The organism is Paenibacillus tianmuensis, assembly GCF_900100345.1.
In the GTDB taxonomy this organism is placed as follows: domain Bacteria; phylum Bacillota; class Bacilli; order Paenibacillales; family NBRC-103111; genus Paenibacillus_G; species Paenibacillus_G tianmuensis.
On the sequence record NZ_FMTT01000005.1, the window covers coordinates 194,755 to 207,144 of the forward strand.

Here is a 12,390-nt window from a genome sequence, read left to right on the forward strand (position 1 = left end):
GTGATCGGGGTGGAATTCGTTGATGACAGATGTTGAAAAGAAAGTGCTTCGAATCCTGTGGAATCAATACAAAACAGCTTGGGTAAGGCCTGATGTCAAAAGGATCTCGTGGTTATCCGGGCGTACGGTGGAGCAGCTGCGAAAAATTGTATTGTGCCTCGTCAAGGATGGTTACGTAGAAGTTCGCAGGGATGAGCTTCGGGTCATACAAGGCTTGGAGCAAAAGGCACCGCAGAAGACAGCGATGGAATTGAGGATAGATTGAGAAAGGAGATGGAAATTATGATAGGCTTACCGACGCTAAGCAAGAAATACGCTGCGCTACGCCCGACAAGAGACGAATTTGAATTGGAGGAGCTGGGTAGCCGATTGATTGAGGCTCAGGAAGAGGGAGCCGAGGTTTTTTTGACCGTATGGGGAATGGACGAGCAGGTGCGGGGACGAATCATCAACATGGACCCGCGAACCCGGCTGGTACATATAGAGCGTGACGGTGATAGGCTGAAAGTTCCTTATTTGGATATCATGAAAGTGAAGCGCGCCTAAACAGAATATTCGCCGGACCCGATGACAACGCCGCCTACTCTACACCCGTAGGAGAGTGAGATATGACAATGTTCAAAATGAAATTTCAAATCACGCCCCGGTAATTGAAGGGGCCAAGTAAAAGACGCCCGCGCATTCCGATGCCGGGCGTTCGCTTTTTGGTGGTGCATGATACCGGGAACCCCGGCTCGACAGCAGCCGGAAACGTATCGTATTACGAGCGTAGAAATAACCCAAATCCGCCACCAGATAGTCAACCTTCAGTCCTTCGATTTTCTTCATCATGTCAATGAGAGGCAACATCACTTTGACATCTGCTGTATCGCCTCGGCAGGATGATCGAAAACAGGACGATCGGTCCTTTCGGGCTGGGACAAACGATAGAATGCTTACGGTAACCGATGAAAAACTTATTCTGGTTCGCCTTCGTTCGTTGCACGCCGCAGGCGGCATCCGGATCGGAGTACGTTTTCTCACAGGTACATGTACTCTGATCCGGGCAAGCGCAGCGCTTGTGCTTGTATCCGTTGACGTTGGCCCAATTCTTGTAGAGCGGAGCGATTTTCTCAAACACAATAGAGTCATCCACATGATCGATATAATCAATCAGTTCCGCATCAAATCCGAGTGTGTTATAGTAGTGGTAGGGCAGCAGTTCAAGCTGCAAGTCCATGAAAATGCGTTTAATGGTGGTGTGGGACTTCCATTTTACCATGTTTCGCATAGGTGCATTTTTGTTTTATCCGATATTATGAGTTTTTTGAACAGGCTCTATAAAAATAAAAGGGAGGAATCTTCAAGTTGATGTTAATGAACAAAATGATGGTACGCATTTTATAAAAGGCTTGGATTTGTACAGGTTGGACGATCAGAACTAGACAACTCAGGTCAACCATTCCCTCTACTTCACTTGGAGCAAAAAAATTAACTAGCGGCAATCGTTAATTTACAGGCTGAAATAGCAGCGGCGAAGAATCAGTTTCTTAATAAAGGAAGTATGTTGGTTGGATATTTACTTGCTAGGACTATTATGATCATGACTATTTTCTAAAGAGTATTGAAAACTCAAACGTAATAACAGATCAAATATTTGCTATCTCAATTAATGATATGGCAACAAGCAGCGGATCAATAAAAACGGCGTGTTTGCGTCATTTGTCACATCGATTCTATTATTTGTAATCGGTATCGTTATTGCGGCTACCTCCGTGAACATGGTTATGCTGATCTCGGGGAGAGCGTTTCAGGGGTTTGGCGCGGGAGCCATCATTACGTGTGTATATTACAGCATTACTTTAGGCTATCCTGATAAGCTGAGAACGAAAATATTCAAGCGCGTATATTTTACCTGCGTTAATCGGCCCTTATATCGCCGGGCTTTTAGCTGAGCACTTGTCCTGGAGATTTGTTTTTTGGCTGGTGCTTCCATTCATTGGCTTGGCTGTCTTACTGACTCTCCCCGCTTTCCGCAAACTTTCAGTAAGAGAGAAAGGGGTCAAAAAAAGCGGCGGTAAAGAAGTATATACGGTGTTGTTGGCTATTGGAACGGGCTTGCTGCTGACCGGACTCGGGTTTATAACCGAATGGAAGGGGATAGCTTGGCGCCGTAAAATGCGACGGCGGCCTGAACATTCCGGATGGCGAAGTGTACACCGCACCGGTTCGTGATTCCGTGAACGGCGTGATTACGTTCTGACGGTCCGCCTTTTTGTACATGTTTGTACCAGTACAGGTTGTCTTTAATATTGTAAGCATTCGGTTTCGGTTATGCTGAACTCAGTTAGCCGGCTGGCTCTTAGCATTGATAATGAATCCAAGCAAAGGCGATGATTAAATATGACGCAAAGAAAAATTATTTATCTATGTGCACTATTATACGCGTTAATTATTGGTTTTTCCTTTCTGTTTACGAAAGTGGCGCTCGGCGTATCGAATCCGATCGATACGCTTGCATATCGTTTTACAATCTCATTTTTATTCATCCTGATTCCGGTTGCGGCGGGCTGGGTTCAATTGGGGCTCCACGGGAAAAAGGTGTGGCGCCTTCTGCTTATCGGACTGTTTTATCCGGCGATGTTTTTTGCCTTCCAAGCCTTCGGCCTAGTGTATGCGAGTTCGTCCGAGGGTGGAATTATTCAGGCTTCCTCGCCGATCTTCACTATGGTTCTGGCAGCGTTTTTTCTCAAAGAAAGAACGACTTGGCTGCAAAAATTGTCCGTCCTGGCCTCCGTCGGCGGGGTCGTTTATATCTTGATGATGAAAGGAGCATCGCTTAACGTGGCCAATACGAAAGGCATGGCGCTGCTTCTGCTGTCATCGCTTATGCTTGCCGTCTACAGCGTGCTGGCCCGGTCGCTGAGTAAGGAATTTACGGCGCTCCAAATAACTTTTGCCATGATGGCTTTAGGATTCATTTGCTTTAATGCAATGTCCATCATCAACCATGCCACTCAAGGCACACTGCCTGAGCTGCTCGAGCCGATTAAAGATAGAAGCTTCGTAGTCGCTATTTTATATATCGGAATTTTGTCGTCGCTGGTCAGCGCGCTGTTATCCAATTATGTGCTGTCCAAAATCGAGGCTTCCCAGATGAGCGTGTTCGTCAATGTGGGAACGCTTGTTTCGATATTGGCGGGCGTTGTCTTCTTGAATGAGCAGCTGGCCTACTATCACATCATAGGTGCAGTGTTCATTATTGGCGGCGTGCTGGGTGTCAATTACCGTGGACGGAAGCGGCAGACACAGAAAGGCAAAATATCCGCTTGACGCTCTTGTCACAGCTCTTGTATCACATCGTCTATTCTAAGAAGCGTTTAAACTAAGAGGGAGGATCTATGCATGAAAATTGTTATTGCAGGGGCCAGCGGCGCTTTTGTCTATCTGGAGCCGAAGATTCGAGCCCGAGTAAAGACGAGAAACTGGACAAAGGCAGGTATGCTGCGACAACCGGCTTTTGTAGAATTTATAACATAGGTTTTAAGGCCCTCCTAAGCGGAAGGGCCTTTTGTATGATGATTTAATATTAATTGGACTGATTTTTTTGTCGTTCGTTTATTTCATGAAGTAACCGAATAATCTCAGAAAATCCGATAAGCACAATACCGCTAACGATACTTGGAAAAGCAAATACCCAAATGTTATTGTTGAAAATTCCATATAAAACTCCAGCAATAATTATGAATGCGCCAAGACCTTGAATAGTGAGGGCGGTTTTATTGTCGTTTCGCAAACTAATCTTGCCCGTAACTCTTTCTTGATCTTTTACTTTAAAATCCACACGCACTCTCTCCTTCATACGTCTCCATCGAATGGAGGATTTGCTATAGTTACTATGCTTTGGTAATTATACCATTGGATTTATGGAAAATCATTCTGAAATAAACAAGACAATTTACTAATATAAACCAATACAGTATATTAGACCTGATGAAAGAAGGAATGAATATGTGGGAGGTGAGAGATCTATCTTGGAAGACATTCTGTATATTGCTTTTAGCATTCTTGATTCGCTCGCAGCACTATTTTTAATGTTTAGAATTTTTCGGTTCCCATTTATGGAATACATAAAAGAAGTTATCGTGATAGCAACAATTATTAGTTTGGAATCATATTTTGTAAGAGTGATAATAAATTGTCCTGATTTAGACCCTATTATTCAAGCATGGGTTTATGTTATTACTCTTCGATACATCTGCAAATTCAGTTGGAAGAGGGCACAGGTTGTTTCGTTAATTGGATATTTGGGGTTCATGGCGGTCCAACTTTCCAGTTTCTTAATACTTGATCTATTAGGTGTTGTTGTTTATGCGGACACTCAACTCCTATGGGGCCTCGGAACACATTTAATTCAAATTACAACAGACATATTGTGTTTTATAATTGGATGGTTAATTTACCGAAATGGTTTTTCCTTTATGCCTCGACCGCCGCATGATCTAAGAGTGAACGAAAAAATAAGTAGTACTAATTGGCTTATATTGGTATTGGGGAATGTCGTTTTATATGTAACGTTATACTGGATACTCAATTTTCAATCGATACTAATTATTCCAATTGTGATATTAACTTATGCAATTTTATTGTTTTACTATCGAAAAAAGGACAGGATGACATGATAGAAAATCTAGCTCTAAAACTTGCGGTTATTATCAAAAGCGCAAATACAGAAGAGACACATAGTATTGAAGTGATGAAGTATTCTTTGGCGATGTTAATCAATATACTTTTAGTTTTATTTGCATCGATAATCTTGGGTATAATTTCCGGAAAGTTATTTGAAACTTTACAAGCATTCACTTTTTTCTTTATTATTCGTTCTGTTTCAGGTGGATATCACATGCGAACATTGGTTGGCTGCTTCATAATTTCTACATTGGCGTTCGTGATCATTCCTCATATTCCGATAAGACTATTTTGGGTAAATGTTCTAACTTGTGTGAGCGGTCTACTCTTTTTGATATACGCACCTAAAAGCCAAGAGCAAAACAACATCCCATCCCAATTTAAGTCTTTATTAAAATCGGTGTCTGTAGTAATTGTTTGCTCAAATATACTCTTTGAGTCTCCGATATTTGCTTTAGCTAGTTTATTGCAAGGAATACTGCTTATCCCAGGAGGTGAATTCCATGAACAGGAGAGTTGCTAAGTATTGTTCGAGCTTTCTATTTTGCTTTGCATCAGTTCTAATTGTCACATTTAAGGGCTTGATTGGATCAACTAAAGCACCTACAGAACTTTTGAAGAAGCGGTAAGTATGAATTTGACATTACCTTGTGTTGATGATCGTGGAAATTCATTGATCCTTAGTACTGATGAGATATCCTGTATTGTGTTACATAAAAAGAAAATACTCGTTTTCACATGTAACGGAATTGTCACATCAAGGCTCTTTGGATCAATTGATACATTTGAAGAGTGGTTCGAGCGATATGGCCTAGGATTTGAAAGATTAGATTCCGGTAATCTTGTTAATATGAAGAAGATTATCGGGAAGGACTCGGAAAACCGGATTGCATTTTTCGACAAAATGTTACAAACAACTATTTCAGTTAGAAACTTATCAAAAGTCGCGCATATTAAGGAAATAAAACAAACTCCACGCCGCTAAATACCGTGGAGTTTGTTTATATTTGGTGTCAAAGATCGACAAATACAAACGAAAAAGGGGGCTTTTTTGTTTGTATTCGATTGCTTCTCGATGTGCTATATTATCCATAAAGTTATTTGAAATACTTATTTTAGGAAATGAAGAAGGGGCAAAGCCAATGAATCTAAGAGCAGCTGAGAAGAAACTGGAGTCAAAATTTGCCGAGTTAAAAGCTCAATGGTCAAAACAAGGTCCTTATCGAACTATAGTCTCGATCAAGGGGCGGAAGATAGGTTTGGAGTATTACGCGACTTTTACCCCTCTTGAGCTTCATGCATTCAACTTCTTGAGGAAGCAACATCTTTTTGAAACTTGGTTTTTCGAAATAAAAATGATAATGAAGGCAGACTTTGAGATGTTATTAAGTTCAATAAATGACGAATTAAGAATCGTAAGTTTCGATTCCAAAATGTCCGAGAATTACGATGTGCAAACAACGATTATTGAAATGAATAAAGATTTGGAAAAATTAATTATCAACGGACAAGTCGTCCTAACATAAACACGTAATTGAACTATACAATAAATACATCGATATCACAGAAATAAAGAATGAAAGTCCAGAACTGTTTTACGAGCTTGAACATTTATTCAACGCGTCTTTTCGTATTTGGGGTGGAAATCGTATATCGTAACGGGTTCGGTGAAGGGTTAGAACTTGGGAAAGAAATTTACTACAATTTCGCTCCCAATTCGCTCCCAAAAAAATAAAAACGTTGTGGAGTTTAAGCAAAAGCCCTTATAGATAGAGGCTTTTCAATAAAATCGGGGCCCGTCTCACGACGAGCCCCTTTCATGGGAGATGTGTGTTTTTATTTCCGATAAAATACGTTAGTATACGGAAACATGGGTCGAATAAGGGATTCAATTATAGTATAAACTATAAAATAGGGAGAATTAGGACGGGTTACGGTGCTGTTCGTCATCAACTTGTCATCAATTTTGTCAGCGAGTTTTCTTTTGCTGCTTTGGCTTTTTAGGCCCGAAAATGTCATTAAATGCATCCGCGGCGGCACGGTCAGCCGATTCGATTACATGTCCGTATACATTCATGGTTGTGGTTATTTTAGAATGGCCCAATCGGCTCGATATGATTTTTGCATGAATTCCTCTATTGATGAGGAGAGTGGCGGAAGTGTGTCGGAGGTCATGGAAGCGAATATATTTTAGTCCGTCAATTTTTTTGTGAAAATCTCGCCACAAGTCTCCAATAGTTTTGGGATACAATGGTATACCGTTGTCGCGAGCAAACAAAAAATAATACTTTCCTCCCTCCCAAGGTGTTTCAGAATCAGAGCGTTTTTTCAACATGTGGGCTTGATAAATTCTTAACTCTGCTATCATCGAGGAAGGGATGACTATTTTTCTAATTGAACTTTTTCTCTTTGGGCCTTTTATGACCGGTTCCCCGTTTTTAAACATCGGTATTGTTTGTTTAATGTCTATGATCCCATTTTCAAGATCGATATGTTTCCATTCCAAGCCAAGTATCTCAGCTCGTCGCATACCCGTTGTAAGCGCAAGGGAAACCAATATGCGAAAGCGAATATTTTCATGTTCAAGCGCAATTAAAAGCTTCTCAACCTCGTTTTCGTCGTAAACTTCCATTTCCTTGGGATTGTCTTTTGGCTTATCAACTCCATCCATCGGGTCATTCTTAATAGTATTCCATTCAACTGCTTTTGAAAAAATACTACACAGCACTCTATAAACATACATAACGGTAGCTGTCCCTGTGACGTCTAAAAGGTCATCTAAAAACTCCACGATATGAAGGGTTTTTATTTTATCAATTTGCTTACCTTTAAAGTGAGGGCGGATACGCTTTTTTGTATGGTACCTATAGTTGTAGGCAGTTGTTTCCGCTAGATGTTTACTTACGAATCTTTTTTCCCAAATATCAAGAAATGACTCGAATAACATTTTTTCGGGTGTGATATACTCGCCTGATTCAACTCCAATCTTAAATTTTAACAATTCGGTATCCAAGTACTCTTTAAGTTTCTTCGGTGATTTTAGAAGGGCATCATCTTCGACTCGAATGGTCTTCGTTTTTCTGCCCCGTTTTGTTGCTCCTTCACTTGCTTCTACAACCAAAAACCATGATTTTTTTCCCCGTTGCTGATAGCTTGCCATAAATCAAACCTCCTACTTGGGCCAGAATTTCACTTCAACAACCTTCCCAATGATACGAACATCCTTCGCGGGAACTAGCAAGGGTTCATACTCCGTATTAGATGGGACCAACACCATCATATCCCCGTGTAATTTAACCCGTCTTAAAATGATTTCCTGATTTTTAACTGCGACCGCAGTTATGTCATTTGGCCGAGCCTCATTTTGTTTAGCGACAACCACAAGATCGCCGCCCATGATGCGGTCACCGGACATGCTGTCTTCATTAACGTATAGGGCGAAGCCTTCTCGACCCTGAAGTAAATCTCGATCTACAAAAGTAAAATCGATATTGTAGTCATTGTTAGAAGAGGCACTTTTTAATGATTTAAATGTCGGGATGCGATGCATTGCATCCGTGGTGTAAGTTCCGGACGATTCTGCGACTTGACTGCACTCCAAACTGTTGTTTTCTTCGATCGTATAAAAATGTTCATTACCTTTATTTTTTTGACTAACCAGGTCTCTATATTCTTCGGGGTATTTTTCCGCCATTACTTTTAATAGATCAGAAATGAATTCACTACGCACATCAATCGGAAGGCTAAACAGGAATTCGGGCGAGTTCATAAATTCCTGTTCTTTTTGTTGTTCTGTCAAAAGCTCATCTTCCGACATTAGCTGATCTGCTGCGGGGACAAATTCCACAGAGATTGGTTTCGTCGATACTAAAAAATCAATTAACTTATCGTAGATGTCTGCCTTTTCCAATGACTTCTTGATTTCCTCAGGAGCCTTTTCATAATACCCCAATTTAACTAGAGCTTCAGGGTCGCCACCTGTAATTTCGGCTAAAGCTCTATTTATTTCCTCAGTCGCCGGATACTTGGGATCGTTCCTCAATTTTGAAATGTATGAACGGTCAACTTTTATTCCTTTTTCCGTCTGCATTCTTTTTGCTATTTCAGCTAAACTTAACCCGCTTTTCTTGATGTATGAATCAACCAATTCTGAATAATTCATTACTCGAATCCTCCAAATGAGAAGCTTTTATATTAGCAATATTACCATATCGTTGAATTTTTAATCAACACATTTTTTGGTGTGTGACTTTTACGTCATTGACAGTGTCGCGCAGCGTTGGTATGATTATTTCAAATGATGACTAAAAAATCATCAGTGTGATTAAAAAGTCACACTATACAAAAGGGGTGAGAGCATTGAACTATGCAAGCATGTTAAAAAGTGGAATTGAGCGCAATAAAATTTCTCTAATGCAAGTATCCTTTCGTCTTGCAAAAAAGGACCTCTGTATCGATAAGGCCGTATTAAGCAAGTTGCAGAACGGAAAGCTTCCTCCGGCGAAAGACGAAGTGAATATCGCTTTAGCTGAGATTTTAGGCTTGGATGCGATTCGGTTTAGGCTGGCGGCAGTAAGGGAGACTATCCCGGAGGAGCTGATCAAATTAATAAAAGAGGCAGGTTGAGGGAATCTCCGCTTCTTCAAGAGCCACTTAAGTAAAAACAAGGAGGCGTAACATGCCCGCTGACAAAACTATGTCGGACCACTTCTTGGAATCGATTAAGCAGCAACTCTTTGAAATGGTTCTAAATGATCTTAGGCCTACTATTGCGAAAGAAATCTATCAACGGAGACTCACTGTCCCCGAGGCTTCTAAGTACACTGGGATTTCTGAAGATACCATCTATACCCTTTGTCGTGAAAAGAAAATTCCTCACTACAGGGCAGGCGCTGCAAACTCAAAAAAGCCAAAAATATTTTTTAGAATTGAAAGTCTGGATAAGTGGATGGAACAACAAGAACGGGAAAATTGCCCCAGCTTATATGAGGAGGAGGTGAACGCGGGATAGGATGATAATCGGTACGTCGCCATTGAAAGGAGGTGAGCAACGACAATGAGCGATATTCCACTCATCAATTGGGCGTGCGACGGTGATCTGCCGGAAAGCTACTTCCGGCAAAAGCTAACAATCGGGGAGGCGGAGTGAATTTTATCAAAAGAAAAACAGCCGGCTGGCGGGCCGACTGATCAAACTACTCAAAGCCATTTTATCATAGCTGCCTGCAATCGAAAAGAGTGGAGCCGTTCAAAGGAGGGACCGATCATGGCGCTGATGGTGGCACAGGTGCATCGGCAGTTAGCTGAAATCGTGCGTATGAACACGACCAAGGAAGGCTTCCTGGTTCTTGGGGAGCCTGAATTGAAGTGGGTTATGCAACTACTACGTGTAAACTACGCGCTGGTTTATCAACACGATTCCCTTAAGGAGTTATCACTTGTTGCCTACGAGATGGGCGACGCGGAATGGCTGCACAGCTTGTGCGCCGAAATCGAAAAATTGGAAACGGAAGTTATCAAACTTTAGGAGGCAATCATCCATGTCTGTACTCATTCAAATTAACGGCGAAAATGCCGGCGAAGCAATTAAGGAATTATCTGCTCTTGCGGCAGGTATCAATGGTCAGGCAGTTGCTCCGGCTCCAGCACCGGAAGCACCAAAGCCATCCCGCGGGCGGACAGCTACAAAACCGGCACCTGCAGCAGCGGAGGAGGGAGAGCCGAAGAACGAACCCACCGAATCGGATCTCGGTGAGGGAGACGATGACGGACCGGTCCCGACCGTCGTCGAACTGCGGGCGAAGGCGCAGGAAGTTGGCACGACGCCGGAGGCCAAGAAGGCGATCAAGGCGCTTCTGGATGAATTCGGCAGCAAGTCGATCTCTGATGTGCCTGAGAACAAGCGGCACGCATTCATGTCTGGATTGGCGGGGTTGGCAGAATGACGCAGCAAGCACATGCTGAACGCGCTCATGCTTTGCTGGGAGCATCCAAGGCGGATCAATGGATCAACTGCCCGCCAAGTGCCCGGCTGCAGGAGAGCGTACCAGACAAGCGCAGCGAATATGCCAACGAGGGAACGCTGGCGCACGAACTGGCCGAGAACAAGCTGCGGCGGCGCCTGTTAATCTGCGACGCCAAGGAGAGAAAGCGGCTTGATGCCGAGCTGGAGAAGATCAAAGAGAATCCGCTCTACTGCCCCGAGATGGAAAACGCCGTGCAGGAATACGTGGAGCTGGTCGAGGAGCGATTCATGGCCGCAAAGGCCCGTTCCTCCGATGCTGTTGTGTTGTTGGAGGAACGGCTGGATTTCACGGAATGGGTGCCGGACGGATACGGCACAGGAGACGTCGTCCTGATCGCGGACGGGGTGCTGGAGGTCATCGACCTCAAATATGGAAAGGGTGTACCAGTCAGCGCGGTCAACAATCCTCAGATCCGGCTATACGGCCTCGGCGCGTGGTGGGGATGGAACTACCTTTACTCAATCAATGAGGTCCATATGACGATCGTCCAGCCTCGGCTCGATAGCGTCAGCACTGACATTATGCCGCTTGGCGAGCTGATCGAATGGGCCGAAACGGTCGTTAAGCCTGCTGCTGCTCTGGCCGATGCCGGCGAGGGTGCGTTTAAGGCTGGAAGTCATTGTCGCTGGTGCAAGGTGAAAGCGACCTGCCGGGCGCGCGCCGACGAGAACATGGCTGCGCTGCAGCACGAATTCCGCGATCCGGCGCTGCTGAGTTTGGAGGAGATCGGTTCTATCCTTCATGTGGCGGAGCAGCTTAAAACCTGGGCGAAGGATGTGGAGGAATACGCCTTCGAACAGGCCAAGGCGGGCAAGCGTATCCCGCAGTGGAAGCTTGTTGAGGGCCGGAGTAACCGGGCCATCACTGATAAGGAAACGGCGCGGATATTACTTGGGGCAGCGGTGGAACATGAGAAATTCCTCAAACCGCAGGAGTTACTCGGTATTGGGGAGCTTGAAAAGCGGATCGGCAAGAAGGAGCTAGCGACGCTGATCGGCGATTTGATCATAAAGCCGCAGGGTAAACCGGTTCTCGTTCCGGAGACGGATACGCGGCCGGAGCTGAACAGCGTTGAAGGGGATTTTGCGGGAGAGGATTTTTAATACCATGCCTGAGCAGTGGGGGATATGGAGCGGCGTTTCGAAGAAGTGGTGTTTCGGCATCACCGAACCGTCAGAGGAGCTGGCACGGAAAAGGCTTCGAGAGAAAATCGATGACGATGCTCGCAAGTGGCGATTTGAGACTTGGCGAATTGCACCAGACGGACATAGGCTCGCCAACGATGGACTAACAAGAATCACACGAAAAGGAACGCGTATTTCAAAGAATGGAAAGATTCTAAATAATCCATCTCAAAGGAGACAAAAACCAATGGCAATCGATAATACAGCAACTAAAGTAATCACAGGAAAGGTACGCCTTTCTTACACTCATATCTTCGAGCCGCAATCCATCGACGGCGGCGATGAGAAATACAGCACGGCGATTCTGATCCAGAAGTCAGACAAGGAGACGCTGCGCAAAATCAAAGCAGCCGTTGACGCTGCGAAGGAACTCGGCAAGAGCAAATGGGGCGGCAAGATTCCAGCCAACTGCAAAACACCGCTGCGGGATGGTGACGAAGAGCGCCCGGACGATGAAGCGTATGCTGGCCACTTCTTCCTGAATGCAACCAGCAAGAATAAGCCGGGTATTG

17 protein-coding genes and 3 pseudogenes are annotated in these 12,390 nt (G+C 43.9%); 15 read left to right on the forward strand and 5 right to left on the reverse strand.

Features of this window, described 5'->3' with window-relative positions; genetic code table 11:
- The first annotated feature begins 22 nt into the window (after nt 1–22).
- Together BLO51_RS05625 and BLO51_RS05630 are read left to right on the forward strand one after the other, a co-directional pair.
- Complete coding sequence (locus BLO51_RS05625; protein ID WP_090668075.1) at nt 23–265, forward strand: hypothetical protein; 243 nt, start codon at nt 23–25, stop codon at nt 263–265.
- Nucleotides 266–282: 17 nt separating this feature from the next.
- Nucleotides 283–546: a YolD-like family protein gene (locus tag BLO51_RS05630; protein WP_090668079.1), complete on the forward strand. Its 264-nt coding sequence runs from the start codon at nt 283–285 to the stop codon at nt 544–546.
- A gap of 90 nt (nt 547–636) precedes the next feature.
- Here the strand turns inward: BLO51_RS05630 and BLO51_RS31125 are convergent, their stop codons facing one another.
- The gene (locus BLO51_RS31125) at nt 637–828 is read right to left on the reverse strand and encodes a hypothetical protein (protein WP_217266692.1); all 192 of its coding nucleotides are present in this window, start codon (nt 826–828) and stop codon (nt 637–639) included.
- Nucleotides 829–832: 4 nt separating this feature from the next.
- Nucleotides 833–1,219, reverse strand: coding sequence for a hypothetical protein (locus tag BLO51_RS05640; protein WP_090668082.1), 387 nt, complete (start codon nt 1,217–1,219; stop codon nt 833–835).
- 112 nt (nt 1,220–1,331) lie between these two features.
- On the opposite strand from BLO51_RS05640, the pseudogene BLO51_RS30115 reads away from it, so the two are divergent.
- The 4 genes and pseudogenes from BLO51_RS30115 to BLO51_RS28455 form a co-directional block, all read left to right on the forward strand.
- A pseudogene (locus tag BLO51_RS30115) lies at nt 1,332–1,474 on the forward strand (GNAT family N-acetyltransferase); the annotation flags it as partial.
- A 199-nt stretch (nt 1,475–1,673) separates the two neighbouring features.
- Nucleotides 1,674–2,145 (forward strand): annotated as a pseudogene (locus BLO51_RS29090) (MFS transporter); the annotation flags it as partial.
- A gap of 237 nt (nt 2,146–2,382) precedes the next feature.
- Complete coding sequence (locus tag BLO51_RS05650; protein ID WP_090668085.1) at nt 2,383–3,312, forward strand: DMT family transporter; 930 nt, start codon at nt 2,383–2,385, stop codon at nt 3,310–3,312.
- Between the two features lie 96 nt (nt 3,313–3,408).
- A pseudogene (locus BLO51_RS28455) lies at nt 3,409–3,519 on the forward strand (ATP-dependent DNA ligase); the annotation flags it as partial.
- Nucleotides 3,520–3,568: 49 nt separating this feature from the next.
- On the opposite strand, the gene BLO51_RS05655 reads toward BLO51_RS28455, so the two are convergent.
- A complete protein-coding gene (locus tag BLO51_RS05655; RefSeq protein ID WP_090668088.1) occupies nt 3,569–3,823 on the reverse strand; it encodes a hypothetical protein in 255 nt (84 codons plus the stop codon).
- An 834-nt stretch (nt 3,824–4,657) separates the two neighbouring features.
- Here BLO51_RS05655 and BLO51_RS05665 point away from each other — a divergent pair.
- From BLO51_RS05665 to BLO51_RS05675, 3 genes are all read left to right on the forward strand, one after another.
- Nucleotides 4,658–5,191, forward strand: coding sequence for an accessory gene regulator ArgB-like protein (locus BLO51_RS05665; RefSeq protein ID WP_090668092.1), 534 nt, complete (start codon nt 4,658–4,660; stop codon nt 5,189–5,191).
- Nucleotides 5,192–5,299: 108 nt separating this feature from the next.
- Nucleotides 5,300–5,653, forward strand: a complete 354-nt coding sequence (locus BLO51_RS29680) for a hypothetical protein (RefSeq protein ID WP_090668096.1) — start codon at nt 5,300–5,302, stop codon at nt 5,651–5,653.
- Between the two features lie 70 nt (nt 5,654–5,723).
- Entirely contained in the window at nt 5,724–6,194 is a 471-nt protein-coding gene (locus BLO51_RS05675) for a hypothetical protein (protein WP_143006822.1), read from the forward strand.
- 443 nt (nt 6,195–6,637) lie between these two features.
- On the opposite strand, the gene BLO51_RS05680 is transcribed toward BLO51_RS05675, so the two are convergent.
- A complete protein-coding gene (locus BLO51_RS05680; RefSeq protein ID WP_090668103.1) occupies nt 6,638–7,828 on the reverse strand; it encodes a tyrosine-type recombinase/integrase in 1,191 nt (396 codons plus the stop codon).
- Between the two features lie 12 nt (nt 7,829–7,840).
- Entirely contained in the window at nt 7,841–8,830 is a 990-nt protein-coding gene (locus tag BLO51_RS05685) for a LexA family transcriptional regulator (protein WP_090668106.1), read from the reverse strand.
- 197 nt (nt 8,831–9,027) lie between these two features.
- On the opposite strand from BLO51_RS05685, the gene BLO51_RS05690 reads away from it, so the two are divergent.
- The 6 genes from BLO51_RS05690 to BLO51_RS05715 form a co-directional block, all read left to right on the forward strand.
- Complete coding sequence (locus BLO51_RS05690; protein ID WP_090668109.1) at nt 9,028–9,294, forward strand: hypothetical protein; 267 nt, start codon at nt 9,028–9,030, stop codon at nt 9,292–9,294.
- Nucleotides 9,295–9,346: 52 nt separating this feature from the next.
- Nucleotides 9,347–9,679 (forward strand): helix-turn-helix domain-containing protein, encoded by a 333-nt coding sequence (locus BLO51_RS05695; RefSeq protein ID WP_090668112.1) that lies wholly within the window; start codon nt 9,347–9,349, stop codon nt 9,677–9,679.
- 255 nt (nt 9,680–9,934) lie between these two features.
- Nucleotides 9,935–10,195: a DUF7667 family protein gene (locus BLO51_RS05700; protein WP_090668115.1), complete on the forward strand. Its 261-nt coding sequence runs from the start codon at nt 9,935–9,937 to the stop codon at nt 10,193–10,195.
- Nucleotides 10,196–10,208: 13 nt separating this feature from the next.
- On the forward strand, nt 10,209–10,613 hold the full coding sequence (locus BLO51_RS05705) for a hypothetical protein (protein WP_090668117.1): 405 nt from the start codon (nt 10,209–10,211) through the stop codon (nt 10,611–10,613).
- On the forward strand, nt 10,610–11,797 hold the full coding sequence (locus tag BLO51_RS05710; protein ID WP_090668120.1) for a DUF2800 domain-containing protein: 1,188 nt from the start codon (nt 10,610–10,612) through the stop codon (nt 11,795–11,797). Before BLO51_RS05705 ends, BLO51_RS05710 begins: the two co-directional genes overlap by 4 nt.
- 268 nt (nt 11,798–12,065) lie before the next feature.
- The coding region (locus tag BLO51_RS05715) for a DUF2815 family protein (protein ID WP_143006828.1) at nt 12,066–12,390 on the forward strand (325 nt) is incomplete at its 3' end.